This is a genomic window from Lysobacter sp. Root916, assembly GCF_001429785.1.
Taxonomy (GTDB): Bacteria; Pseudomonadota; Gammaproteobacteria; order Xanthomonadales; family Xanthomonadaceae; genus Lysobacter.
This window is the reverse complement of record NZ_LMJF01000016.1, coordinates 50947-77271: the sequence shown is the minus strand read 5'-3', so window position 1 is coordinate 77271 and position 26325 is coordinate 50947. Positions and strand designations below refer to the sequence as shown.

The following is a 26325-nucleotide window of genomic DNA, read 5'->3' as shown; positions in this document are numbered from 1 at the left end:
AAAGGCACTGGATCCCCGCTTTCGCGGGGATGACGAGCAACAGCTAAGGGAACGTGGCCCGCATTTTTCTGTGGGAGCGGCGTAAGCCGCGATCGAATCAGCCGATCGCGACGAAACTCAAGCCGCGTCGTACAGCGCCAACCACTCCGCCTCGGCCTGGGCCAACTCGGCCGCCACCGCCTCGCGCTTGCGCGCCAGCTCGGCCGCGTTGTCGCCGCCGCCCACGTACTTGGTCGGATCGGCCAGATCCATGTCCAGCGTACGCAGCTTGGACTCCAGCTCGGCCACGCGCGCCTCGGCCTGGGCCAACTTGTGCGGATTGACCTTGGCGCGCGGCTTGCTCGGCGGCGCCTCCGGCACCACCGCCGCGGCGGCCGCGGCGATCGCTTTGGCCGCGGCCTTGCCGTCGTTGCTGCTGTCGCGGGTGCGCAGCCACACCGCGTAGGCGTCGAGGTCGCCGTCGAAGGGCTGGGCGACGCCGTCGGCGACGCGCCAGAAGGTCTCGCAGACCAGGCCGATCAGGTGGCGGTCGTGCGAGACCAGCACGATCGCGCCGTCGAAGCTGCTCAGCGCTTCGGCCAGGGCCTCGCGCATGTCCAGGTCGAGGTGGTTGGTGGGTTCGTCCAGCAGCAGCACGTTCGGGCGGCGCCAGGCGATCAGGGCCAGGGCCAGGCGCGCGCGCTCGCCGCCGGAGAAGGAATCGACCTTCTCGAAGGCGCGGTCGCCCGGGAAATTCCACTTGCCCAGGAAGTCGCGCAGCTGCTGAGTGGCCACGCCCGGCGCGATGTCGGCCAGGTGGTCGATCGCGGTGGTGCCTTCGCGCAGCGATTCGACCGTGTGCTGGGCGAAGTAGCCGATGCGCAGGTCCGGGTGGCCGCCGCGCTCGCCGCTGAGCAGCTCCAGCTCGCCGACCAGCGACTTCACCAGGGTCGACTTGCCGGCGCCGTTGGGGCCCAGCAAGGCGACGCGGTCGCCGGCCTCGAGGATGAAACCGACCTGGTTGAGCACGGTATGGTCGCCGTAGCCGCAGTCGGCGTGCATCAGGCGCAACAGCGCGTGCGGCAGCTTCAGCGGTTCCGGGAAATCGATGCGCAGCGCGCGTTCGGCGCGTACCGCCTCGGTGCCGGCCATCTTGGCCAGGCGCTTGACCCGCGACTGCGCCTGCTTGGCCTTGGCGGCGCTGGCGCTGAAGCGGTCGATGAAGCTCTGCAGATGCGCGCGCTCGGCCTGGGCCTTCTCGTGGGTGATCTGCTGCAGGCGCAGGTGCTCGGCGCGCTGGCGCTCGAAGGCGGTGTAGTCGCCGGTGTAGAGCTTGGCCTTGCCGTCGTGCAGATGCAGGGTGTGGGTGGTGACCTCGTCCAGGAACTCGCGGTCGTGCGAGATCAGCATCAAGGTGCCCGGGTACTTCAGCAGCCACTGCTCCAGCCACAGCACCGCGTCGAGGTCGAGGTGGTTGGTGGGTTCGTCCAGCAGCAGCAGGTCCGACGGCGTCATCAGCGCGCGCGCCAGGTTCAGGCGCACGCGCCAGCCGCCGGAGAATTCCTTGACCGCGCGTTCGTGGGTGTCGGGCGAGAAGCCCAGGCCGTGCAGCAGCTTGCCGGCGCGCGCGGTGGCGTCGTAGCCGTTGAGCTCCTCCAGACGGTGGTGGGCCTCGGCCACGGCCTCCCAGTCCTCGCGCTCGACCGCGGCGCGCTCGGCCATCAGCACCTCGTACACGGTGGCGTCGCCGGACAGCACGAAGTCCAGCGCCGGATCGTCCAGCGCCGGGGTTTCCTGGGCCACGCTGGCCATGCGCACGCGGCTGGGCATGTCCAGGTTGCCCAGATCGGACTCCAGCTCGCCCTGGATCGCCGCGAACAGCGAGGACTTGCCGGTGCCGTTACGGCCGATGACGCCGATCCGCCACCCGGCTTGCAGGGTCAGGTCGACTTTGGACAGGAGCAGGCGTTCGCCGCGCCGAAGGGCGAAATCACGGAAGGCAATCATGCGCATAGTGTAGCGGGACCGAGGCCGTCACCGCCTGCGCGATCGCGCCCCGGCCCGTCCGCGCGGGGCGCCGGCGGGGCCCGGGCCAGGCCCTGCGCGCCGCCTCCGGGCGCGCTCGCGCGCCCGTCGCCACGCGCGATCAGGCTTATCGCCGATGGGCGGCAAGGCGTGCCGGATCGGCGCTCGCGCGGCGATTACGGCCGAATTTCAGGCCCGAACTTCGAGCCGCGACTTGCATCGAGGGGTGTCGGCCCACATTCTTGGAAGCCGACACGACAGGAGATCCGATGCATCACACCTCCCTGATCGCGATCCTCGTCGCCGGCTTCGTACTGGCGTTCATCTTCGGCGCGCTGGCGCAACGCCTGCGATTGTCGCCGCTGGTGGGCTATTTGATCGCGGGCATCATCGCCGGCCCCTTCACCCCCGGCTTCGTCGGCGACCAGACCCTGGCGCCGCAGCTGGCCGAGATCGGCGTGATCCTGCTGATGTTCGGCGTCGGCCTGCACTTCTCGATGCGCGACCTGCTGGCGGTGAAGGCGATCGCCCTGCCCGGCGCGGTGGTTCAGATCGCCGCCGCCGCCGCGATGGGCTGGGCGCTGGCGCGTTTCCTGGGCTGGTCGCACGGCGCCGGCATCGTGTTCGGTCTGGCGTTGTCGGTGGCCAGCACCGTGGTGCTGCTGCGCGCGCTGGAAGAGCGCCGCCTGGTCGAGACCGTCAAGGGCCGCATCGCGGTCGGCTGGCTGATCGTCGAGGACCTGGCGATGGTGCTGGCGCTGGTCTTGCTGCCGGCCCTGGCCGGCGTGATCAAGGGCGAGGCCGGCGACCCCAGCGAGGTCTGGGCGGCGCTGTTCAAGACTTTCGCCAAGGTCGGCGCCTTCGTGGCGGTGATGCTGATCGTCGGCCGGCGCGTGATCCCATGGATCCTGGAGCGCGTGGCCGGCACCGGTTCGCGCGAGTTGTTCACCCTTTGCGTGCTGGCGATCGCGCTGGGCGTAGCCTTCGGTTCGGCCGAACTGTTCGGGGTCTCGTTCGCGCTGGGCGCGTTCTTCGCCGGCATGCTGCTCAACGAATCCGAGTTCAGCCATCAGGCCGCCAACGAAACCCTGCCGCTGCGCGACGCGTTCGCGGTGCTGTTCTTCGTGTCCGTCGGCATGCTGTTCAACCCGATGATCCTGATCGAGAAGCCGCTGCCGGTGCTGGCGACCTTCGCGATCATCGTGGTCGGCAAATCCATCGCCGCGTACGCGATCGTGCGCGCGTTCGGCAAGCCCGGTCCGACCGCGCTGATGATCTCGGCCAGCCTGGCCCAGATCGGCGAGTTCTCCTTCATCCTCGCCGGCCTCGGCCTGCAGTTGGAGATCCTGCCGCAGGAAGGCCAGGACCTGATCCTGGCCGGCGCCCTGCTCTCGATCGTGGTCAACCCGCTGTTGTTCGCCTGGCTGGACCGCAAGCAGGCTCGCGAGGCGGCCGCCTTGCAGGAAGCCGCGGTCGACCCGGTGGTGCCGCCGGTGCCGGCCGATATCGCCGACCACGTGATCCTGATCGGCTACGGCCGCGTAGGCAGCGAACTGGCACGGCTGCTGACCGAGCGCAGCGTGCCGCTGGTGGTGATCGACGGCGAGGACAGCCTGATCGCCAAGGCGCGTGCCGCCGGCCTGCCGGCGATCCTGGGCAACGCGGTCAACGACCGCGTGCTGCGCGAGGCCGTGCCCGAGCGCGCGACCACGGTGATGCTGGCGATCCCGCAGGCGCTGGAGGCCGGCGAGATCATCGCCAAGCTGCGCGCGATCAACCCCGGCCTCAGCATCGTCGCGCGCGCCCACAGCGACAACGAAGTCCGCCATCTGATCGAGCACGGTGCCGACGGCGCGGTGATGGCCGAGCGCGAGCTCGCCCACAGCCTGGCCGAAATGGTGCTGGCCGCGCCGATCTACCGCGGCACACGCAACCTGCCGCCCTCCACCGCGCTGGTCTGAGCGCGGTCCGCGACCTTACGGCCCAGGGCCGCATCGTCGACGGAAGCGCGATATACCCAGACACCCCCAAAAATCCGCAGCGAGCGATCATGAGCGAGACCGACAGCCCCACCCCTTCCACCGAAGCCGACGCCGCGCCCGAAGCGCGGCTCACCGCGGTCGAGGCGCGCATCATCGGCTGCCTGATCGAGAAGGAAGCGACCACGCCCGACGTCTACCCGCTCACCCTCAACGCCATCGTCGTGGCCTGCAATCAGAAGACCGCGCGCGAACCGATGATGCAGTTGGAACAGGGCGAAGTCGGCAACGTGCTGCGCCGGCTGGAGCCGCGCGGCTGGGTGAAATCGCAGCACACCGGCCGCTCCGAGCGCTACTCGCACCGCGCCGGCACCCTGCTCGACCTGACCCGGCCGCAGACCGCGCTATTGGCCCTGCTGATGCTGCGCGGCCCGCAGACCCTGCACGAACTGCTGTCGCGCAGCGAGCGCATGGCCAAGTTCGACAATGTCGGCGACGTCCAATACGCGCTGGAACGCCTGGCGCAGCAGTCGCCGCCGCTGGTGCGCCTGCTCGGCCGCCAGAGCGGACAGCGCGAAGACCGCTACGGCCACCTGCTCAGCGGCGAACCGGTGTGGAACGCATCCAGCAACGATGGCGACGAAGACAGCCGCGGCGGTGGCGGTGGCGGATCGGCGCTGGCCGAACGCGTGGCCGCGCTGGAAGCGCGGATCGCCGAATTGGAAGCGCGACTGGATGCGGCCGGGGCCTGATAGGGCCTTCCTCAGGCGAGGAGCGGAGGTGGCGCGGCGGAGCTAAGGCCGGCCCGCATCCGCCAAGGCTGCGATGGCCAGCGCGATACCGCCGAACGTACATGCGAACAAACGCAACCAGTCCGCGCGCTGCAGGGCGCGCAGGTCCGCGAACGTCACGCTGAAGTCCTGAGGCAGGTTGCGTCGCGCTCGGCTGCGCGTGAAAACACGGTCGGTCCCCAGCAGCAGCAACAGGACGGCCGCCAGCAACAAGACGATACTCAATGGCGACTCGCCGCTGGCGGCCATAACCACCGCCAAGACAGCGCAGAACGCCAGGACCAGACCCTTGGTAGCGAATGCGTGCATGCGGGGCGCTCGACGGCTGAGAATGGCGACGACTCGATCGCAATGTATCGCAGGACAAGTCGATACGTGTAGCGCGCGGACCGGCGCACCTAGGCGTCAGACGGATCGCGCAGCGGCAAAAAGATATCGGTGCGCAGCACCGCCTCCGGCGTTTCGTCGGGATCGTCCAGATACTCGTGGTGCAGCGGCGCGTCGCGCAGGCGTTCGCCGCTGTCGGGTAGCCACTGCGCGAGCAGCGCGTCGGTCAGCGCTTCCAGGCCGTCGAAGGGCCCGACGTGGCGCAGGCGCGCATAACGCCCGCTGCCCATCGGCACGCGCCGGAACGCCTCGTCTTCGGGCTCGAACGGCGCGTTCAAGGCGATCATGCAATCGAAGGCGCAGTCGGCCACGGCCACGTCGCGGCGGTCGTCCCAAGGCACGCCGTACAGACCGCTGAGCTGCTCCATGCGCTCGTGCTCGGCGGCCCAGGCGAACAGGCGTCCATAGCCTCGATTCTGCTGCGGATAGCCGCCGGTCACGCGCAGCGCCAGCACCTGGAAGGGATCGACCTCGACCACTTCGACCCGCAGCGGTGCGCTCGAAGCGGCGCTACCCGGCGGCTGCGCCAGGCGCGCGATCTCGCGGCGCAGACGTTCGGGTTCGGCGCGCAGCTCGCTGGGCGTGGCGCCGATCCCCTGGCGGAACGCGCGGCTGAAGGCCTGCGGGGTCTGGTAGCCGACCGCGAGCGCGGTGTCGGTAATGCTGCGGGCCTCGCCCGCGAGCAGACGCAAGCTTTGCAGCAAGCGCAGACGGGCCACGGTCTGGCCGCTGGTCTCACCGGTCATGGCGCGGTAGACGCGGTGGAAATGGAAGGGCGAGAACGCCGCGGCCTCGGCCAGGCGCGCGAGTTCGGGCGGATCCTCGCCCTGCGCGATCGCGCGCTCGATCAGCGCGACCGCGCGTTCGATGCGGCGCCGGTAGCCGTCGCGCGTATCGGCGCGCTGCGGATCGACCTTGCGCGTGGCGTCGGGTTCGGAACGCGGGTTGTCGGAGTCGGCGGCCATCGGCGTGCACCTGGGTCGGTAGTCGGTCGCCAGCATGGCGGCCGCCCGCGCCGGCGGCGGTTCCTATCTTGCGCTCTCGCGCGGCCCGATTCGTGCCGGACGACCTCAGTACGTTAGGGCCAAGCTCACCAGCACCACGGCCTCGATGATTTCGGCCAGGGCGCCGCAGGTATCGCCGGTCATGCCTTGCAGGCGGCGCAGGCAAGCGCGTCGCCACAGCGCGAACGTCAGCGCCGCGACCGCCAGCGCCAATGCGCCGCGCCAGCCCGCGAACGCGCAGGTCGCAACGCCCGCCAACACACTGGCAATGGCCGCCGTGCGCGGCGCATCGACCAGCGCGCTGCCGATGCCGCCGCTGCGCGCGTACGGCGTGCTCACGAACGCCAGCGTCAGCGCCGCGCGCGCCAGCACAGGCGCCAGCAACACGGCCGCCCAGGCCGGCGCGGGCAGGCTGGCGAGCGCGGCGAACTTCAACAGCAGCACCAGCACCAGCGCGACCACCCCGGCCGGGCCGCTGCGCGGGTCTTTCATGATGGTCAGGGTGCGTTCGCGGCGCTCGGCCGCGCTCGCGCCCATGCCGCCGATCCAGGCATCGGCGCTGTCGGCCAGGCCGTCCAGATGCAGCGCGCCGGTCAGCGACACCCACACCAGCAGGATCAAGGCCGCCGCCAGCAACGGCGGCGCCGACTGCAAGGCCCAGGCGAGCAGGCACAAGAGGCCGCCGACGATCGCGCCGACCCAGGGGTACCAGACCAGCGAGCGCGAACGCGCGCGGGAATCCTCGAACACCGAAGCCGGCACCGGCAAGCGGGTCAGGAAGCCGATCGCGTGCAGGAAGGCGCGCATCAGGCCGAGACGGCGCGATGCGCGCCGCTCCATTGCAGGGGATGCAAGGACGCGTGCGCGACGTCGATGTTGGCCATGTCGCCGAAACCGCGGCCCTCGTGCACGCAGCGCAGCAGGCGGATCGCGCCGCCATGGGTCACCACCAGCACGCGCCGCGCGGGCCAGGCCGCCGCGGCCTCGTCCAGGGCCGCGACCAGGCGCAGTTGGAAGGTCGCGAAGGGCTCGGCGCCCGGCGGCGGATGCGCGACCGGATCCGACCAGAAGCGCCCCAGCGCCTCGCCCTGCTCCGCCGCCAGAGTCTCGATGGGCACGCCCTGCCAATCGCCGAAGTCGTACTCGGCCAGACGCGCGTCCAATTGCAGCGGCAGCACGCGCGCCTGCGCGAGTTCGCGCGCGAACTCGGCGCAACGCCGCAAGGGCGACGACACGATCGCGTCCCAGTCACGGCCGACCACGGCCGCACGCAGTTGCGTCCAGCCCAGTTCCAACAACGGATCGTCGAGCCGCCCGCGGTAGCTGCGCTGGCCGGTGTCGCCGTGACGCAGCAGCTCGATCGCGGTGGCGCTCATGCGCGTTCCGACACGCCAGCCTGGGCGAAGGTGGCCATGCCCTCGTGCAGCGCGCAGGCCAGGCGCAGCAAGGGCACCGCCACCGCCGCGCCGCTGGCTTCGCCCAGGCGCATGCCCAGGTCCAGCAGCGGTTGCGCGTCCAGCGCCTGCAGCAACAGGCCATGTCCGCGTTCGTGCGAGCGATGCGCGAACAGCAGCCACTCGCGCACCCCCGGATTGAGCCGGGTCGCGGCCAGCGCGGCCACGGTCGCGATATAGCCGTCCACCAGCACCGGCACGCCGGCCTGGGCGGCGGCGATGAAGGCGCCGCTCAGGGCCGCGATCTCGAAACCGCCCAGGCACCGCAACTGCTCGCGCGCGTCGTGGACGTCGGCATGCAGCGCCAGCGCGCGCTCGATCACCGCGACCTTGTGGGCGATACCCGCGGCATCCAGCCCCGTGCCGGCGCCGGTCAGCTCGGTCGGCGCGCGGCCTAGCAGCGCGCAGGCCAGCGCGGTGGCGGCCGTGGTGTTGGCGATGCCCATCTCGCCGCCGATGTAGAGCTGCGCACCGGACGCGCGCGCCAGCCCTACGCTCTCGGCGCCGGCATCCAGCGCGGCCTGCAATTGCGCCGCGCTCATCGCCGCCTGCGTGCAGAAATTGGCGCTGCTGGCGGCGACGATCGCACGCCGCACGCCGACGATTTCGCCCGGGTCGTTGACCGTGCCCAGGTTGACCACGTCCAGGGTCGCGTCCAGCGCGCGCGCGAGCACGCTGATCGCGGCACCTCCGCCGGCGAAGTTACGCACCATCTCGCCGGTGACCGCCTGCGGAAACGCCGACACACCCTCGGCGGCGACGCCGTGGTCGGCCGCGAACACGCTGATCCAGACCCGCTCCACCTGCGGGTGCGCACGACGCTGCAATGCCGCCAGCTTCACCGCCAGCGCTTCCAGCGCCCCCAGCGAACCCGGCGGCTTGGTCAACTGGGCCTGGCGCGCCAGGGCCTGCGCCTGGCAGTCGGCGTCGGCGACGGCGCAGGCATCCAGGATCCAGTCGCGCGACAGCGACGGGGTCACGACATCGTTCAAGGCAGATCTCCTTTGAGCGCCAGCGGCAGACCCGCGGCGACGAACAGCACGCGCTCGCAGCGCGTGCCCAGGTGTTGATGCAGGCGCCCGGCCTCATCGACGAAGCGCCGCGTGAGTTCGCCCAACGGCACCACGCCCAGGCCGACTTCGTTGCTGACCAGGACGATTTCGCCCGGCAGCATGGGCAGGTCGTGCAATAGCGCGTCGCGCTCGCGTTCGTAGCGATCCGTCGCCTGCGCTTCGTCGAGCAGATTGCTGAGCCACAGCGTCAGGCAATCGACCAGCACGCAACGCCCCTCGCGGGCGTACTCGCGCAAGGCCTCGGCCAGCGCCAGCGGTTCTTCGACGGTGCGCCAATGCGCGGGGCGGCGTTCGCGATGATGGGCGACGCGCGCAGCCATCTCGCCGTCGCGCGCTTGCGCGGTGGCGATGTAGACCACGTCCGCATCGCGCGCGGCCAGACGTTCGGCCAGGGCGCTCTTGCCCGAGCGGGCGCCGCCGAGGATCAGGGTGCGCATGGCGCCGCTCCGGTCGTGGCCGGCAGGCCGAGCAGCGCGGCCAAACGGGCGGTATCCAGGTGGGTTTCGACCGCGTCGGCGAGTCTGTCGATGCCGGCCTCGCGCAAGGCGTGCATGTCCAGAGTTTCGACCTCGTTCAATCCAGCCCAGCGCAGCAAGGCGGTCAAGGCGGCGGGTTCGTCGAACAGCCCGTGCAGATAAGTCGCGAACACCTGGCCGTCCTCGGAGCAGGCGCCGTCGCTGCGGCCATCGTCCAAGCGCACGCTGGCGCACGCCAGCGCTGGCCCTTGGCTGATCCCGCAATGGATCTCATAGCCGCGCACCGGCGCGTCGTCCAACGCGAGCCGGCCGGCGACGTTGCGCAGCTGCTTTTCGGGCTCCAGCGTGGTGTCCAGATCCAGCCAGCCCAGGCCGGCGCTGGAGCCGGGCGCGCCCTCGATGCCGAGCGGATCGTGCACCGCGCGCCCCAGCATCTGCAGGCCGCCGCAGATGCCGATCAGCTTGCCGCCGTAACGCAGATGGCGCGCAATCGCGTGATCCCAGCCGTTCGCGCGCAGCCAGGCCAGATCGGCGCGCGTGGACTTGGAACCCGGCAGCACGATCAGATCGCAGGCCGGCGGCGCTTCGCCGGGACCGACGTAATGCAGCTCGACCTGTGGATGCGCGCGCAACGGGTCGAAGTCGGTGTGGTTGCTGATCCGCGGCAATGCCGGCACCGCCACCCGCAAGGTCGCCCGCGCCTTGCGTTCGCGCTCGCGCGGCAACGCGTCCTCGGCGTCCAGGTGCAGGCCCTGCAGATAGGGCAGCACGCCCAACACCGGCTTGCCGGTCTCGCGCTCCAACCAGTCCAGCCCGGGCTGCAACAAGGCGATATCGCCGCGGAAGCGATTGATCACGAAGCCGGCCACGCGCGCGCGTTCGCTCTCGGACAGCAGAGCCAGGGTGCCGACCAGATGAGCGAACACGCCGCCGCGATCGATGTCGGCGATCAGCAGCACCGGGCAGTCGACCGCCTCGGCATAGCCCATGTTGGCGACATCGCCCGCGCGCAGGTTGATCTCGGCCGGGCTGCCCGCGCCCTCCACGATCACCGCGTCGTAGCCGGCGACCAGGCGCGCGTGCGAGGCCAGCACCGCCTGCATCGCGACGCGCTTGTAGTCGTGGTAGCCGCGCGCGTCCATGTTGGCGACCGCGCGCCCGTGCAGGATCACCTGTGCGCCGGTGTCGCTGTTGGGCTTGAGCAGAACCGGATTGAAATCGGTGTGCGGCGCGAGCCCGGCGGCCTGCGCCTGCACCGCCTGGGCGCGGCCGATCTCGCCGCCGTCGGCGGTGACCGCCGAATTCAGGGCCATGTTCTGCGGTTTGAAGGGCGCCACGCGCACGCTGCGGCGTTGCAGCCAGCGGCAAAGCGCGGTGACCAGCGCGCTCTTGCCGGCGTCGGAGGTGCAGCCCTGCACCATCAGCACGCGCGCGCTCATGCGGGGCTCCGCGCGGCGGCGATCTCGGCCAGGGCCGCGTCCAGGCGCGCGTAGGCCGCGTCGTCGCCGGGCAGGCCGAAGCGCAAGCTGGCCGGCGTCTCGAACAAACGGGTGAGGATGCCGCGCCGCGCCAGCGCCTCGTGCAGCTCGACGGCGTCCTCGCAACGTCGCCACTGGAAGTAGGCGCAGCCGGCGTCGGGCGCGAAACCGCGCGCGCGCAGCACGGCGCCCAACCGCTCGCCCTGCGCCAGCAGACGACCGCGCATGCGCGCCTGCCAGTCGCGGTCGGCCAGCGCCAGTTGCACCGCATGCCGGCTGGGGCCGCTCAGCGTCCACGGGCCCAAACGTTCGCGCAGCGCGGCCAGCAACGGCGGCGCGGCGCAGACGAAGCCCGCGCGCGCGCCGGCCAAGCCGAAGAACTTACCGACCGAACGCAGCACGATCAGCCCGCTGCGCGCGCTATCGGCGCAGAGGCTGCGTTCCGGCGTGGCGTCGATGAAGGCCTCGTCGATCAGCAGCCAGCCGCCGCGCGCGGCCAGTCGCGCGTGCAGGTCCAGCAGGGCCGCGCGCTCGTAGCGCTCGCCGCCGGGATTGTTGGGATGGATCAGCACCACGACGTCGTAGCGCTCGCTCTGCGCGAGCAAACGCTCCGACTCGCACAGCTCGACCGTATGCCCGGCCTGGCGCCAGGCATGCGCGTGCTCGGCGTAGCCGGGTGCGAGCACGCCGACCCGCGCCTGCGCGCGCAAGCGCGGCAAGGCCTGGATCGCGGCCTGCGAACCGGCCACGGCCAGCACCTCCGGCGCGCCGTAGTAGTCGCGCGCGGCCGCGTCCAGGCCGTCCTCGTCCTCGGGCAGGCGATGCCAGGCGCGTGCGGGGATCGCCGGCACTGGCCAGGTCTCGGGGTTGATCCCGGTGGACAGGTCCAGCCAGTCCGCGGGCGCGATGCCGTAGCGCTGCGCGGCGCGCAGTAGACGACCGCCGTGCTCAAGCATGGATGAAGGCTCCAGATGGCGATGCGGGCACGCGATCAGTAGTTGAAGACATAAGTCGCCACCGCCGCGATCACAGTAAGTACGCACAGCCACAACAGCGCGCCGCGCCGTACCAGCGACTGCGCGCGCACGATCGCCGCGGCGTCGGGCGCGTCGCCCTCGCCCAGCAGCGGGCGCGATTCCCAGACGCCGTGATACGGCGCCGCGCCGCCCAGACGCACGCGCAGCGCGCCCGCGCCGGCCGCCATCACCGGGCCGGCGTTGGGGCTGTCCCAGGCCGGCGCCTGGCTGCGCCAGCAGCGCAGCGCGGCGCCGGCGTTGCCGAGCGCGGCGTAGGTCAGCGCGGTCAGGCGCGCGGGCAGATAGTTGAGCGCGTCGTCGCTGCGCGCGGCGGCCCAGCCATAGCGTTCGTAACGCGCGGTGCGGTAGCCCCACATCGCGTCCAGGGTATTGGCGAGCCGGTACAGGACCGCGCCGGCCGGGCCCAGCAACGCGAACCAGAACAGCGCGCCGAACACCGCGTCGTTGCCGTTTTCCAGCACCGACTCGGTCGCCGCCGCGGCCACGCGTTCGGCATCCAGGGCCTGGGTATCGCGGCTGACGATGCGTCCGACCGCGGCGCGCGCGGCCTCCAGGTCCTGCGCACGCAGCGCGCGCGCCACCGGCGCGGCGTGTTCGTCCAGGCTGCGCAGCCCCACGCACAGGTACAGCACGCCCGCCGAGTAGAGTGCCGCCAGCCACGGCGAGACCCGCAGCGTCGCCCATTGCAACGCCGCGGCGCACAGGGTCAGCGGCAACACCGCCAGCAACCAGGCCATGACGCCGCGCGCGCGGCTGTCGCGATACAGCGCGCGTTCGATCGCCTGCGCGAGGCGCCCGTAACCGACCAGCGGATGCGCGCGCCGCGGTTCGCCCAGCACGCGATCCAGCAGCAGCGCTACCCACATCGCGGCGACGGCGAGCACGGCGCTCACGGCTGCAGCAGGCGCAGCGCCGCCGTCGGATTCGACGGGAAGTAGAAGTGCACGAAGCTCGCGCTCATGCGGCGGTCGCGGTACACCGCCTCGCGGCTGGGCCCGCCATTGGGATTGACCGCTTGCGCGATCGGCTCGGCGGCGATCTCGGCGCGCGCGTAGTGGAAGGTATGACCGCGCAGCTCGCCTTCCGGAAGGTTCACCGACTGCATGCCCAGGCCGGCCAGGCGCGGCTGCAGGGCGGCGCTGCCCGCGAGCAGGCCGGCCATGGTCTGGCGCCCGCCGTCCCTGTCGGTCAGCGCGTCGAGCAGGTACAGCAGCCCGCCGCATTCGGCCAGCAGGGCCTTGCCGGCATCGCGGTGCGCGTGCAAGTCGCGTCGCAAGGCCTGGTTGCCCGACAGCGCCGCCAGATGCAGTTCCGGATAACCGCCGGGCAACCAGACCGCGTCGCAGTCGGGCAGGCTGTCGCCGGCCAGCGGCGAGAAGAACTTCAGGTCGGCCCCGGCCGCGCGCAGCAGATCCAGGTTGGCCGGATACAGGAAGCAGAACGCGGCGTCGCGCGCGATCGCGATGCGCCAGCCCGACGGCAGCGTCGGCACGGCGGCGGGTTCGGCCGGCGCGAACGCGACCGGCGGCGGCAGCGCGGCCTCGGCGTGCGTGGCCCAAGCATCGGCCAGCGCGTCCAGGCGCGCATCCAGATCGCCGAGCTCGCCCGCGGACACCAGGCCCAGATGACGCTCGGGCAGGGCCAGCGCGGGATCGCGCGGCAAGGCGCCCAGCCAATGCAGCGACGCCGGCAGGCTCTCGCGCAGCAATTGCGCGTGATAGGCGCTGCCGATGCGGTTCGCCGCCACGCCATGCACCTGCAGGCCGTCGCGGTAGCGCGCCAGGCCCAAGGCCAGCGCGCCGAAGGTCTGCGCCATCGCCGAGCCGTCGATCACCGTCAGCACCGGCAGGCCCAGCGCCAGCGCGAGATCGGCGCTGGACGGCTTGCCGTCGAACAGGCCCATCACGCCTTCGACCAGGATCAGATCGGCCTCGCCCGCGGCTTCGTACAGCCGCGCGCGCACCTCGTCCTCGCCGCACATCCACAGATCGAGCTGATAAGCCGGCGCGCCGCTGGCGCGCTCGTGCACCATCGGATCGAGAAAATCCGGCCCGGTCTTGAACACCCGCACCCGTCGGCCTTGGCGCGTGTGCCAGCGCGCGAGCGCGGCGGTGACGCTGGTCTTGCCCTGGCCCGACGCGGGCGCGGACACCAATAGCGCCGCGCAGCGGCGCGGGGATTCGAGATTGGGGATTCGGGATTCGCTCATAGCGCTCGCACCGCCTTCCGAATTCGCGGACCTAAGCTAGGTCCGTCGGGCTTTGCCCCGTCGGCAGCCATGCCACGCATAGCCTGCGCTTTTGCGAATCCCCAATCCCCAATCCCGAATCCCGGCTTCACAGCTCGATGCCCTTCTGAGCCTTGATGCCGGCCTGGAACGCGTGCTTGACCACGCGCATCTCGGTCACCGTGTCGGCGACCTCGATCAGGCGGTCGGGCGCGCCGCGGCCGGTGATGACCACGTGCTGCAAGGGCGGGCGCGCGGCGACCGCGGCCAGCACGGTGTCGAGTTCGACATAGCGATGCGCGAGCGCGATGTTGAGCTCGTCCAACAGCACGAAGTCGCAGGATTCGTCGGCCAGCATCTGTGCGGCTTTGGCCCAGGCCGCCTGCGCGGCCGCGATGTCGCGCGCCTTGTCCTGGGTTTCCCAGGTGAAGCCCTCGCCCATCACGTGGTAGGCGAGCTGGTCGCCCTCGAAGCGGCGGAAGAAGGCTTCCTCGCCGGTCGAGAAGCTGCCCTTGATGAACTGCACCACGCCGCAGCGGAAGCCGTGGCCCAGCGAGCGCGCGAGCATGCCGAAGCCGGACGAGCTCTTGCCCTTGCCGTTGCCGGTGTTAACCACCAGCACGCCGCGCTCGATGGTGGCGCGGGCGATCTTGCGATCGACCAGCTCCTTCTTGCGCTGCATGCGTTCGCGGTGGCGTTCTTCCTGGGTCGGGACGGTGTCGCTCATGCGCGGGCTCCCTGCTGGGCGGTACGTAGGGCGCCGATGCCGCGGACTATCGCCAGCAGCGCGAACGCGGTGCCGACATAGCCGGCCAGGGTGCCGAGGCTACGCGGATAGTACTGGCCGATGCGCGCGGCGAAGCCGGCCAGCGTGGGATCCGGGTAGCGGCCGGAGAAGAAGTAGAAGCCGCCGCCGGAGAAGACATAGGTCGCGAACGCGGCCACCGCCAGCACCAGCGCCAGACGCGGCAGCGTGGTCCAGCGATCGCGGTGGATGCGCGCGTAGAAATGCCCGGCCAGCCACAGCGTGGCGTAGGCCGGCGCCAGCGCCCAATACGCGGGCGACAGACACCAGTCGCCGATCGTCCCCGAGGCCAGGCTGACGATGTCCAGCAGCGAGGCCAGCACGAACAGCAGCGGCAGCATCCACATCAGCCGCAGCAGCGCGCCGGCGAGGAAGAAGATCGCCCACGACGCGCTGGGCAGGCGGTCGATGGTGGCGAAGTGCTGGCCGCGGGTGGCGATCATCAGCGCCGCCAGAGCGACGCCGACCAGGATCTGCGCGCGCGGCGAGCTCAGCGGCAGGGAATGCGTGGGGCTTGCGGTCATGCTCGTCATCCTCGATCAGGCCTGGGCGTCGCGCGGCGCGACCCGCAGCGGCAAGGCGCGCGCGATCAGCGCATAGGCGGCCAACGCCACCGCGATGTAGCTCAGGGTGGTGCGCACGAACAGCGGCCCCCACTGCCAGACCCGCGCCAGGTACTGGCTCAGGTTCGGATCCTCGTAGCGTCCGCCCAGCCAGTAGAACGCGCCGTTGGAGATCAGGAACGAGACCGTGGCCGCGACCAGGCCGACCGCGAGCGCGCCGAGCAGCGCGCGCGGGGTCGCCTGCAGCCGCTGCGCATAGGCGCGGCCGCCGTACCACAGCGCCGCGTACGCCAGCAGCAGGAAGGCGTACGACGGCGTGACGCAGTAGTGCTGGAAGAAGCTCTTGCCCTGGGCCTGGATCGCGATCCAGTCGATCGCCACCGCCAGCACCAGGAAAGCGACGAAACCCAGGTGCTTGCGCAGCCAGAGGCCGCCGAGGAAGAACACCGCCATCGACGCATCGGGCAGGTGCAGCGCGTCGCCGAAGTGGTGGAAGCGGGTGGCGACCATGACCGCGGCGAGTGCGGTGAACAGACTGTAGTGGACGGATCGGCTGAGAGCGTTCATCGGCGGCCTCGGTGGCGTGGACGGGACGGTGGTGGCGAAAGCGCGGCGATCAGTTCGCCGCGCGGTAGCGCAGGGTCAACAGGTAGTTGCGGCCGGGCTGGTTGTAGTAGGCCGCGGTCTCGTAGCGCTGGTTGAACACGTTGTTGGCCGCCAGCTGCAGGCTCCAGGAATCGTCGAAACGGAAGCCCAGGCGCAGGTCGGTGGTGGCGTAGCCGTCCAGACGGCGCGTGTTGGCCAGATCGTCGAAACGTTCGCCGGCGACGTAGACGCTGCCGCCCAGGCTGAAGCGACCGTAGCGACGGTCGGCATCGAAGCGTGCGCTTTCGCGCGCGCGGCGCGGCAGGATCTTGTCGCGGCTGGCGCCGCGGCTGTCGTTGCGCGGATCCAGCCAGGTCGCGCTGGCGCGCAGGTCCCAACCGGCCAGGACGGTATCGACCGTGGCCTCCACGCCCTGGATGCGCGCGCGATCGATGTTGCCGGGCAGACCGATCGAAGCATCGAACGCGATCAATTCATCGACCCGGGTCTCGTAGGCGTTGAGCGACCAGCCGCCCCAGGCGTGTTCGCCGCGCAGGCCGAGTTCGAAGCTGCGCGACTCCTCCGGCTTGAGATCGGCGTTGCCGAAGCCGGGAAAGTACAGTTCGTTGAAGGTCGGGGCCTTGAACGCGGTGCCGTAGCTCGCGGTCAGGCGCAGCTGTTCGCTGAGGTTCCAGCCCCACAGCGCGCTGCCGGTGGTCTGGCCGCCGAACTGGCTGTCGTCGTCGCGGCGCAGGCTGGCCTGCAGCGCGTGCGCGCCAGATTCGCGCTGGTACTGGCCGAACAGGCCGCGGTTGATGCGGTGATCGTGGGCGTAGACGGTGCTGCTTTCGACCTCGTCGCGCTGCCAGTCGTAGCCCAGGGTGAGCAGGCCGCCGCCGAGGCCGAAGTCGCCCTGCAGCGAGCCCAGCTTGCGACGCGTATTGAAGGTGCTGGAGTAGACGCCGTTGCGGTAGGTGTCGCTGAGGTCGCTGCTGCGGCCCAGGTTGAGGGTCAGCGTGGCCTGTTCGCTGGGCGCGTAGCGCAGGCGTCCGCCGGCGACCTGCTGCACGGTGTCGGCCTGGTTGTTGGTGCTGCCGTCGTATTCGTTACGGCCTTCGGCGCGGAACAGGCGCGCTTCGGCGTCCCAGGCGTCGTTGAAGCGGTAGCCGCCCTGCGCGGTCAGCGACAGGTTGCGGTAGCCGTCGCGGTCGGGCGAGTTAGTGAAGCAGCCGGCGCCGCCCGGCGAGGGCTTGCCGCGACAGGCGTTGATGCCGTCGGTGTCCTCGCTGGCGGCGTTGATCGAGTACCAGCCGTTGTCGCTCTTTCCGCCCACGCCCAGGGTGCCGCGACGCGTCTGCCAACTGCCGATCGAGGCGCTGGCGTGCGGCGCGAACGCGCCTTGCGGGCGGCGGGTGAAGATCTGGATCACACCGCCCAGGGCCTCGGAGCCGTACAAGCTGGAGAACGGGCCGCGCACGATCTCGATGCGCTCGATCTGTTCGACCGGAATGTCCTGCAGCGAGGCGCCGCCGCTGGTGGCCGAGCCGATCTTGATGCCGTCCACCAGCACCAGCACATGGTCGGACTCGGTGCCGCGCAGGAACAGCGAGGTCGACTTGCCGGGGCCGCCGTTGTTGGCCATCGACAGGCCGGGCGTGCCGCGCAGCAGGTCGGGCAAGTTGGTCGGCTGCAGGCGTTCGATGTCGTCGCGGTCGATCACGGTGACCGAGGCCAGGGTCGCGTCCTGGGTCTGCGCGGTGCGGCTGGCGGTCACCACGACCTGGTCGAGGTCGGTGGCGGCGTCGGCGGCCCAAACCGGGACCACGACGGACAGCAGCGCCGTCGCCAGCGCGGTGCGGCGAAGCGCGTAAGGGTGGAAATTCAAAGCATGGCTCCTGATCCGCGCCTACCCGCGCGGAAACGATGGGTCGGAGACACGCGGAGGGAACGACGAGGCGGCGACGCGCGGACGCAAGGCAGCCCCATGACAGCGCCCACCGCGTGTCGGGTCAGCCTCAGGCCGGTCTCCGGGCTTGCAAGCGAGGGCCTCCAGCCCTCCGATCCGCGCCTTCCCATGCATGCGCACAGTGGCTTCATTGCAGATCGTTCGTCTTACTTACCGTTGCGGGGGCAGCTCCGGAATTGCCGTCGCTCCGTTCGGAGGACTGGCGCACCGGATTCCCGTTTCAATCGCCGGCGGGGCCGGCGATCACCTCAAGCCCGCGCATGGTAGCAGCCCCGGATCGGTCCGCCCCCATGAGCAAACGGCATGAGCCGGGCCCCGGGCCCGTGGCGATAACCGCCTGCAGCCGGGTTAAGCCGGCCTGATGTGCCACCTGGCATAGCTGATGCGCATCCGATGTCTAAAACCATGACGTACGGCTATCTACCTATACGAAAGTGGGTTTGACCCAGTTGTTATAACCGTGTTAAACCAAAATGACATCGTTACCAATCCCCCCGCCGCAAGGAGCCGCGCACCATGTCCGTAGCCGTCCGCGCCGTACGCCGTCCGCTCGTCCTCGCCCCCTTGTCGCTGGCCCTGATCGCCGCGCTCGCCTCCCCGGCCTATGCCCAGGACGCGGCCGCCCCGGGCGAGCCGGCCTCCGAGGCCCATACCCTGGACCAGGTGATCGTCACCGGCACCCGGGTCAGCGATCGCACCGTCGCCGAGTCCAGCGCGCCGATCGACATCATCACTCCGGAGGCGCTGGAAGCCACCGGCACGGTCGAACTCGCGACCGCGCTGGCGCGCGCCCTGCCCTCGCTGAACTTCCCGCGCCCGGCCATCACCGACGGCACCGACGCCGTGCGCCCCGCGCAGCTGCGCGGCCTGGCGCCGGATCAGGTGCTGGTGCTGGTCAACGGCAAGCGCCGGCACACCACCGCGCTGATCAACCTCAACGGCAGCCAGGGTCGCGGTTCCTCGCCGGTCGATCTCAACGCGATCCCGATCGCCTCGATCGAGCGCGTGGAAGTGCTGCGCGACGGCGCCTCGGCCCAGTACGGCTCCGACGCGATCGCCGGCGTGGTCAACATCGTGCTCAAGGGCAGCGACCACGGCGGCAGCATCGCCGCGCGCTACGGGCAATACAGCGCCGGCGACGGCGAGCAGTACCAGCTGTCCGGCGACGCCGGCTTCAAGCTCGGCGAAAACGGCAAGCTGCACCTGGCCGCGCAGGGCGGCCACCAGGACCAGACCAACCGCGCGCGTCCGTTCCAGGGCGTGGTCGAACAGCGCTACGGCGATCCCGAGATCGACAGCGGCGCGGTGTCCTACAACGGCGAATACAGTCCGGTCGACTACCTGACCTTCTATTCCTTCGGCAGCTACAGCAAGCGCGACGTGCTCTCCAACGGCTATTTCCGCTTCGCCGCCGACCCGCGCAACATCCCCTCGATCTACCCGAACGGCTTCCTGCCGCAGATCCACAACGTCAGCAAGGACCGCTCGGCGGTGGTCGGCCTGCGCTCGGAAACCGCCGGCGGCACCCAGATCGATTTCAGCTACAACTACGGCCACAACGAACTCAGCTTCGACATCGAGCACACCCTCAACCGCAGCCTGGGCCCGACCTCGCCCACCGAGTTTTACGCCGGCGCGCTCGAGGTCACCCAGCACGTGCTGAACCTGGACTTCGCGCGTCCGGTGGATTTCGGCTGGCAGTATCCGGTGACCTTCGCCTGGGGCGCGGAGTGGCGCGGCGAGGAATTCTCGCAGCACGCCGGCGAACCGCTGTCCTACGCCAACGGCGGCGTGCCCGCGTCCAACGGCCAGATCATCCCGGGCGCGCAGGTGTTCTCCGGCTTCCGCGCCAGCGACGCCGGCGATTTCGACCGCCACAGCTATTCGCTCTATGCCGACGTCGAAGCCGACCTGACCGACAAGTTCTCCGCCGGCATCGCCGCGCGCTTCGAGAGCTACAGCGATTTCGGCGACACCACTTCCGGCAAGCTGTCGGCGCGTTATGCCTTCACCGACAAGGTCGCGTTGCGCGCCACCGCCTCCACCGGCTTCCGCGCGCCCTCGCTGCAGCAGCAGTTCTTCCAGTCGATCGCGACCAACTTCATCAGCGGCGTGCCCTACGAGATCGGCACCTTCCGCGTCGACAACCCCGCCGCGATCGCGCTGGGCTCGGAATCGCTGAAGGCCGAGGAATCCACCAACTACAGCCTGGGCCTGGTGCTGCAGCCCAGCGACAGCCTGTACATCACCATCGACGCGTACCACATAAAGGTCGACGACCGCATCCTGCTGTCGGAAAACCTGACCAGCACCGCGGTGCGCAACTACCTGCAGGCCAACGGCTACCCGGGCATCGGCGGCGGCCGCTACTTCACCAACGCCGTCGACACCAAGACCCAGGGCGTGGACATCATCGCGACCCAGAACTGGGACCTGGCCTCGGGCAAGTTCGGCCTCACCCTGGGCTACAACTACTCCAAGACCGAGATCGAGAAGATCGCGCCCAACCCGGCGCGCCTGGCCGCGATCGACCCGGCGGCGGTGCGCATCGGCCGCACCGAGATCGGCCGCATCACCAAGGGCGCGCCCAAGGACAAGTTCTTCCTGGCCGGCGATTGGGATACCGGCAACTGGAGCTTCAACGCCACCGCCACCCGCTACGGCGAGTTCACCGAGCTGCACGCGACCAATCCGCTGCTGGACCAGACCTTCAGCGCGAAGTGGACGCTGGACCTGGCCGCCACCTACCACCTCGATCAGTGGGACTTCACCGTCGGCGGCGACAACGTGCTCGACGAGTACCCCGACGAGTCCAAGCTGGTGCTGGGCACGCGCAACTACCTGCCCTACAACACCGCCTCGCCGTTCGGTTTCAACGGCGCCTTCGTCTACGTGAAGGCCGGTTACAAGTGGTGATCTGAACGGCGTGGTTGGAACGCCCGCATGCGACGACGGCCCGGACTCCCGGGCCGTCGTCTTTTTCGACCGGCGAATGCCGCCCCCGTGCGCCCAAACGATGGCGGCGGCGCATTCGCGGGGCCCGGGATCGGCTATAAGGAGTCACCCCGCCGCGCCGGCCTTGCGGATTCCCGAAGCCGCGCGCGGTTCCGACGTCTCCGCCCAAGGAGGGCCGCCATGCGCTTAGCCGGATCGCTGCTGCTGTCGTTCGCGTTGCCCGCCGTACTCGCGTTCTCGATCTCCGACGCCCTCGCCGCCCGCCGCGAACAAGTGGTGCTGATGCAGGGCAACGTCGCCGGCAAGCAGGTCGTGGAAACCGCGGCCGACGGCAGCGTGAAGGTCGAATACCACTTCACCGACCGCGGCCGCGGCGACCGCAGCAAGACGCGTTGGAAGCTCAATGCCGACGGCACCCTGGCCGACTACGCGGGCAGCGGCAACGACTATCTGCTCAATCCCTTCGAGGAGCGCTATCAGGTCCGCGACGGCCGCGCGAGCTGGAAGAACCCCAGCGAAAGCGGCGAGCGCGCGCTGTCCGCGCCGGCCTTCTTCCTGCCGCTGCAGGCGGCGCCGGAAATCTCCGGCGCGCTCGCGCGCGCGCTGCTGCAGGCGCCCGAGCGCAAGCTCGCGATCCTGCCCGGCGGCGAGGCGCGTCTGCAGACTTTGGGCGAGTACGAAGTCGCCGGCAAGAACGGCCCGGTGTCGCTGACCCTGCAGCGCATCGTCGGCCTGGACTTCACCCCGCGCTCGGTATGGTTGCGCGGCGACGGCGAAACCGCCGCGCTGATCGTCGCCTCGGGCTGGTTCGTGATCATCGACGCCGATCTGCAAGGCGCGCTGCCGAAGCTGCTGGAGCTGCAGGAGCAGGCCGACGCGAAGTGGGCCGCCGAGATGACCCAACGGCTCACCCATGTGCCCAAGGGGCCGCTGCTGATCCGCAACGCACGCGTGTTCGATCCGCGCGACCTGGCCGCCACCCCCGGTACCAGCGTGTTGATCGAAGGCGAGCGCATCGTCCGGGTCGCACCCGACGCCCAGCTCAAGGCGCCGGAGAACGCCGAGGTCCTCGACGCGCGCGGCCGCTTCCTGATGCCGGGCCTGTGGGACGTGCACAAGCACTATGCGTCCATCGAGGACGGCGCCCTCGACATCGCCGCCGGCGTGACCAGCGCGCGCGACGTCGCCAACAACTTCGACACCTTCCCCGAGCGCGTGAAGCGCTTCGACGCCGGCAGCGAAATCGGCCCGCGCGTGCTGATGGCCGGCTTCATCGACGGCCCCGGCCCCTACGCCGGACCGACCAAGATGTTGGTCGACACGCCCGAGGAAGCGCTCAAGGCCGTGGACTTCTATGCCGACCGCGGCTACGTGCAGATCAAGACCTATTCCTCTTTGAAACCGGAACTGTTCCCGATCATCGCCGACCGCGCGCACGCGCGCGGCCTGCGCGTGAGCGGGCACGTGCCGGCCTTCATGTCGGCGCGCCAGTTCATCGAAGCCGGCGCCGACGAACTGCAGCATCTGTTGTTCGTGGAACTCAACTTCATGTACCCGCGCGTGCAGGACACCCGTACCAAGGCGCGCCTGACCGAGGTCGGCGAGCACGCCTACGAGTTCCCGCCGGACAAGCCGGAGGTGCGCGAGTTCATCGATTTCCTCAAGCGCCACTACACCGTCATCGACGCGACCATGGCGCTGGAAGAGGACCTGTACAGCGGCGATCCCGACGCCAAGACCCCGCCCGGACTGCGCGGTGTGGCCGAGCGTTTCCCGCCGCAGGCCCAGCGCGGCCTGAGCTGGGGCGCGCTGAAGCCGCCGCACGGCAAGGAAGAGGCCTACAAGCAGGCGCTGCCGAGCATGATGCGTCTGCTCAAGGCCCTGCACGACGCCGGCGTGACCATCCTGCCCGGCACCGACGCGCTGGCCGGCTACATGCTGCATGCCGAGTTGGAGGTGTACTCACGCGCCGGCATCGCCAACGCCGAAGTGTTGCGGCTGGCGACGCTGACGCCGGCACAGGTGCTGGGCGTGGACAAGGACCGCGGCGTGATCGCGGCGGGCAAGCTCGCCGACCTGGTGCTGATCGACGGCGATCCGCTCGCCGACATGCGCGATATCCGCAAGGTCGACGCCGTGTTCAAGGGCGGCAAGCGCTACGACCCGGGCGAGATCGAGCAGGCGTTGGGGATCGTGCCGAGGAAGAAGCCCGCGGTCGCGGAATAAGGTCGCGACCGTAGCTCGATCCGGCTTACGCCGCTCCCACAGGAAGCGGCGCTCCCGCGACATCGATGGTCTCGCTGTGTGGGAGTGGCGAGCGATGGCTCGCTCTGCGTGGGAGCGGCAAGCGATCGCGCTGCGCGTGTGGGAGCGGCGTAAGCCGCGATCGAATCCCACAAACGACGTAGATCATTGAGCGCGAAACGGCCCGCCACAGCGGGCCGTTTCGCTCAGCCCTCAACCCTTGCGGAACACCAGGTGCCCCGCCTCGGCCTCGACCTGGATGACATCGCCGCTGACGAACTCGCCGCTGAGGATCTTCTGCGCCAACGGGTTCTCCAACTGCTGCTGCACCGCGCGCTTGAGCGGACGCGCGCCGTAGACCGGATCGAAGCCGACGTTGCCAATCAACGCCAGCGCCGCGTCCGACAAAGCCAGCTTCAGGCCGCGCTCGCCCAGACGCTTCTCCAAGCCAACCATCTGGATCTTGGCGATCTCACGGATCTGGCTCTTGTCCAGCGGATGGAACACGACGATGTCGTCCAGGCGGTTGATGAACTCCGGACGGAAGTGCGCCTGCACCACGCCCATCACCGCCGCCTTCATCTGGGTGTAGCTCTCGGCGCTGTCGTCGGCCGACAGCTCCTGGATCATCTGCGAGCCCAGGTTGCTGGTCATCACGATCACGGTGTTGCGGAAATCGACCGTGCGGCCCTGGCCATCGGTGAGGCGGCCGTCGTCCAGCACCTGCAACAGGATGTTGAACACGTCCGGATGCGCCTTCTCGACCTCATCGAGCAGGATCACGCTGTAGGGACGGCGGCGCACGGCCTCGGTCAGATAGCCGCCTTCTTCGTAACCGACATAGCCCGGAGGCGCGCCGACCAGGCGACTGACCGCGTGCTTCTCCATGAACTCGCTCATGTCGATGCGCACCATGGCGTCGCTGGAGTCGAACAGGAATTCGGCCAAGGCCTTGCACAGCTCGGTCTTACCCACGCCGGTCGGGCCCAGGAACAGGAAGGAGCCGCTGGGGCGGTCGGGATCGGACAGGCCCGCGCGCGAACGCCGCACGGCGTCGGAGACCACGCGGATCGCCTCGTCCTGGCCGACCACGCGCTGGTGCAGAGCCTGCTCCATCTTCAGCAGCTTCTCGCGCTCGCCTTCCAGCATCTTCGACACCGGGATGCCGGTCCAGCGCGCGACCACCTCGGCGATCTCTTCGGCGGTGACCTTGTCCTGCAGCAGCTTGAAGCCCTGGGTTTCGGCTTCCTGCGCGGCCTTGAGCTGCTTTTCCAGCTCCGGCAACTTGCCGTACTGGATCTCGCTCATGCGGCCGAAATCCTGGGTGCGCTGCGCGGCTTCCAGTTCGAGCTTGGCCTGCTCGATCTGCTCCTTGATCTTGGTCGCGCCCTGCAGGGTCGCCTTCTCGGCCTTCCAGACTTCCTCGAGGTCGTTGAAGTCGCGCTCCAGGGTGGCGATCTCGGCTTCGAGGTCGGCCAGGCGCTGCTTGGATTCGGCGTCTTTCTCCTTCTTCAGCGCCTCGCGCTGGATCTTGAGCTGGATCAGACGGCGTTCCTTGCGGTCCAGTTCCTCGGGCTTGGAATCGATTTCCATGCGGATGCGCGAGGCGGCCTCGTCCATCAGATCGATGGCCTTGTCGGGCAGCTGGCGGTCGGCGATGTAGCGGTGCGACAGGGTCGCCGCGGCGACGATCGCCGGGTCGGTGATCTCCACGCCGTGATGCACCGCGTAGCGCTCCTTGAGGCCGCGCAGGATCGCGATGGTGTCCTCGACCGTGGGCTCGCCGACGAACACCTTCTGAAAGCGGCGCTCCAGCGCGGCGTCCTTCTCGACGTACTTGCGGTACTCGTCCAGGGTGGTCGCGCCGATGCAATGCAACTCGCCGCGCGCGAGCGCGGGCTTGAGCATGTTGCCGGCGTCCATCGAGCCTTCGGCCTTGCCGGCGCCGACCATGGTGTGCAACTCGTCGATGAACAGGATCACCTGGCCTTCGTTCTTGGACAGGTCGTTGAGCACCGCCTTCAGGCGCTCCTCGAACTCGCCGCGGAACTTGGCGCCGGCGATCAGCGCGCCCATGTCCAGCGACAGCACGCGCTTGCCGCGCAGGCCTTCGGGCACTTCGTTGTTGACGATGCGCTGGGCCAGGCCCTCGACGATCGCGGTCTTGCCCACACCGGGCTCGCCGATCAGCACCGGATTGTTCTTGGTGCGGCGCTGCAGCACCTGGATGGTGCGGCGGATTTCCTCGTCGCGGCCGACCACCGGATCGAGCTTGCCCGATTCGGCGCGCGCGGTCAGGTCGATGCAGTACTTCTCCAGCGCCTGGCGCTGCTCTTCCGCATTTTCCGATTGCACGCTCTCGCCTCCGCGCAGTTTGTCGATCGCCGGTTCCAGCTTGGCCTTGTTGGCGCCCGCGGCCTTGAGCGCGCGACCGACTTCGCCGCCGTCGTCCAGCGCGGCCAGCAGGAACAGCTCGCTGGCGATGAAAGCGTCGCCGCGCTGCTGGGCCAGCTTGTCGGTGACGTTGAGCAGGCGCGCCAGGTCGTTACCCAGCGAGACGTTGCCGGCCTGGCCACTGACCTTGGGCAGTTTTTCCAGCGCTTCGCCGAGGCGCTCGCGCAGCAGGGGCACGTTGACGCCGGCCTGCGCCAGCAGGGGCCGCGTGCTGCCGCCGCTCTGCTCCAGCAGCGCGGTCAACAGGTGCACGGGTTCGATCACGCTGTGGTCGCGACCGACCGCCAGCGATTGCGCGTCGGCCAGCGCCTGCTGGAAACGCGAAGTGAGCTTGTCCATCCGCATGGAGGTTTCTCCGAAAGGTGTGGCGGCCCGGCGCGAGTGTCGCGCGACGGCCGCGAATGACCTGTTAATGCGGGCTGGATGGGGCGATTCAAGCGGCGCAGGGTCGCGGCTGGGGCGATGCTTCAGGCTGCGCTGCGGTACGGGCGCGATCGGTTGCCCTTACGCGGGCATGAAGAAAATCCCCCCTCTCCCCCCTTTTCAAAGAAGGGGAAGAGAGTCATCGCCCCCTTTGAAAAAGGGGGCGGGCGCCTGGGATGGGTGGATGCTGAGTGATGTTGAGGCGCGGGGGATTTGCTGTTGCGCGGGCAGGAGCAAATCCCCCCTAGCCCCCCTTTTTCAAAGGGGGGAAGAGAATCMGTCATCGCCCCTTTGRAAARGGGGGCRGGCGCCTGGGATGGCTGGATGCTGAGTGATGTTGAGGCGCGGGGGATTTGCTGTTGCGCGGGTAGGAGCAAATCCCCCCTAGCCCCCCTTWTYMAARGGGGGAAGAGAATCAGT

General features: G+C 69.7%; 20 protein-coding genes and 1 riboswitch. Of the genes, 4 read left to right on the top strand and 16 right to left on the bottom strand.

Annotated features, from left to right (window positions below):
- Positions 1-117 precede the first annotated feature (117 nt).
- Positions 118-1986 carry an ABC-F family ATP-binding cassette domain-containing protein gene (locus ASE35_RS18625; protein WP_056182590.1) on the bottom strand — a complete coding sequence of 623 codons (1869 nt, stop codon included), beginning with the start codon at positions 1984-1986 and terminating at the stop codon, positions 118-120.
- A 287-nt stretch (positions 1987-2273) separates the two neighbouring features.
- Here ASE35_RS18625 and ybaL point away from each other — a divergent pair, with 287 nt between their 5' ends.
- Together ybaL and ASE35_RS18615 are read left to right on the top strand one after the other, a co-directional pair.
- A complete protein-coding gene (gene ybaL / locus ASE35_RS18620; RefSeq protein WP_057160817.1) occupies positions 2274-3965 on the top strand; it encodes a YbaL family putative K(+) efflux transporter in 1692 nt (563 codons plus the stop codon).
- Between the two features lie 89 nt (positions 3966-4054).
- A complete protein-coding gene (locus tag ASE35_RS18615; RefSeq protein ID WP_082607277.1) occupies positions 4055-4735 on the top strand; it encodes a YceH family protein in 681 nt (226 codons plus the stop codon).
- A gap of 42 nt (positions 4736-4777) precedes the next feature.
- Here the strand turns inward: ASE35_RS18615 and ASE35_RS18610 are convergent, their stop codons facing one another.
- The 14 genes from ASE35_RS18610 to btuB all read right to left on the bottom strand — a co-directional run bounded on the left by ASE35_RS18610 (position 4778) and on the right by btuB (position 17712).
- Positions 4778-5083, bottom strand: coding sequence for a hypothetical protein (locus ASE35_RS18610; protein WP_057164756.1), 306 nt, complete (start codon positions 5081-5083; stop codon positions 4778-4780).
- An 89-nt stretch (positions 5084-5172) separates the two neighbouring features.
- On the bottom strand, positions 5173-6126 hold the full coding sequence (locus tag ASE35_RS18605; protein ID WP_057164755.1) for an AraC family transcriptional regulator: 954 nt from the start codon (positions 6124-6126) through the stop codon (positions 5173-5175).
- A 105-nt stretch (positions 6127-6231) separates the two neighbouring features.
- Positions 6232-6975 (bottom strand): adenosylcobinamide-GDP ribazoletransferase, encoded by a 744-nt coding sequence (locus tag ASE35_RS18600; protein WP_057164849.1) that lies wholly within the window; start codon positions 6973-6975, stop codon positions 6232-6234.
- Positions 6972-7541 carry a histidine phosphatase family protein gene (locus ASE35_RS18595; RefSeq protein WP_057164754.1) on the bottom strand — a complete coding sequence of 190 codons (570 nt, stop codon included), beginning with the start codon at positions 7539-7541 and terminating at the stop codon, positions 6972-6974. The genes ASE35_RS18600 and ASE35_RS18595 overlap by 4 nt, the downstream gene beginning before the upstream one ends.
- On the bottom strand, positions 7538-8587 hold the full coding sequence (gene cobT, locus ASE35_RS18590; RefSeq protein WP_057164848.1) for a nicotinate-nucleotide--dimethylbenzimidazole phosphoribosyltransferase: 1050 nt from the start codon (positions 8585-8587) through the stop codon (positions 7538-7540). Before cobT ends, ASE35_RS18595 begins: the two co-directional genes overlap by 4 nt.
- Before the next feature lie 20 nt (positions 8588-8607).
- The gene (gene cobU / locus ASE35_RS18585; RefSeq protein WP_057164753.1) at positions 8608-9129 is read right to left on the bottom strand and encodes a bifunctional adenosylcobinamide kinase/adenosylcobinamide-phosphate guanylyltransferase; all 522 of its coding nucleotides are present in this window, start codon (positions 9127-9129) and stop codon (positions 8608-8610) included.
- Positions 9117-10607: a cobyric acid synthase gene (locus ASE35_RS18580; protein WP_057164752.1), complete on the bottom strand. Its 1491-nt coding sequence runs from the start codon at positions 10605-10607 to the stop codon at positions 9117-9119. Before ASE35_RS18580 ends, cobU begins: the two co-directional genes overlap by 13 nt.
- Positions 10604-11602 (bottom strand): threonine-phosphate decarboxylase CobD, encoded by a 999-nt coding sequence (cobD, locus tag ASE35_RS18575; protein ID WP_057164751.1) that lies wholly within the window; start codon positions 11600-11602, stop codon positions 10604-10606. Before cobD ends, ASE35_RS18580 begins: the two co-directional genes overlap by 4 nt.
- Positions 11603-11637: 35 nt before the next feature.
- Entirely contained in the window at positions 11638-12567 is a 930-nt protein-coding gene (gene cbiB, locus ASE35_RS18570) for an adenosylcobinamide-phosphate synthase CbiB (protein ID WP_057164847.1), read from the bottom strand.
- Positions 12568-12572: 5 nt separating this feature from the next.
- Complete coding sequence (locus ASE35_RS18565; RefSeq protein WP_057164750.1) at positions 12573-13892, bottom strand: cobyrinate a,c-diamide synthase; 1320 nt, start codon at positions 13890-13892, stop codon at positions 12573-12575.
- A 127-nt stretch (positions 13893-14019) separates the two neighbouring features.
- Positions 14020-14637, bottom strand: coding sequence for a cob(I)yrinic acid a,c-diamide adenosyltransferase (gene cobO, locus ASE35_RS18560; RefSeq protein WP_057164749.1), 618 nt, complete (start codon positions 14635-14637; stop codon positions 14020-14022).
- A complete protein-coding gene (locus ASE35_RS18555) occupies positions 14634-15248 on the bottom strand; it encodes a hypothetical protein (RefSeq protein ID WP_057164748.1) in 615 nt (204 codons plus the stop codon). The genes cobO and ASE35_RS18555 overlap by 4 nt, the downstream gene beginning before the upstream one ends.
- Before the next feature lie 6 nt (positions 15249-15254).
- Positions 15255-15845: a hypothetical protein gene (locus tag ASE35_RS18550; RefSeq protein WP_057164747.1), complete on the bottom strand. Its 591-nt coding sequence runs from the start codon at positions 15843-15845 to the stop codon at positions 15255-15257.
- 49 nt (positions 15846-15894) lie between these two features.
- Positions 15895-17712 carry a TonB-dependent vitamin B12 receptor gene (gene btuB / locus ASE35_RS18545; RefSeq protein ID WP_057164846.1) on the bottom strand — a complete coding sequence of 606 codons (1818 nt, stop codon included), beginning with the start codon at positions 17710-17712 and terminating at the stop codon, positions 15895-15897.
- Between the two features lie 151 nt (positions 17713-17863).
- A riboswitch (cobalamin riboswitch) is annotated at positions 17864-18095 on the bottom strand.
- Between the two features lie 250 nt (positions 18096-18345).
- On the opposite strand from btuB, the gene ASE35_RS18540 reads away from it, so the two are divergent.
- Positions 18346-20745: a TonB-dependent receptor gene (locus ASE35_RS18540; RefSeq protein ID WP_057164746.1), complete on the top strand. Its 2400-nt coding sequence runs from the start codon at positions 18346-18348 to the stop codon at positions 20743-20745.
- Between the two features lie 219 nt (positions 20746-20964).
- Positions 20965-23010 (top strand): amidohydrolase family protein, encoded by a 2046-nt coding sequence (locus ASE35_RS18535; RefSeq protein WP_057164745.1) that lies wholly within the window; start codon positions 20965-20967, stop codon positions 23008-23010.
- Between the two features lie 231 nt (positions 23011-23241).
- Here the strand turns inward: ASE35_RS18535 and clpB are convergent, their stop codons facing one another.
- The gene (clpB, locus tag ASE35_RS18530; RefSeq protein WP_057160833.1) at positions 23242-25827 is read right to left on the bottom strand and encodes an ATP-dependent chaperone ClpB; all 2586 of its coding nucleotides are present in this window, start codon (positions 25825-25827) and stop codon (positions 23242-23244) included.
- Positions 25828-26325 lie beyond the last annotated feature (498 nt).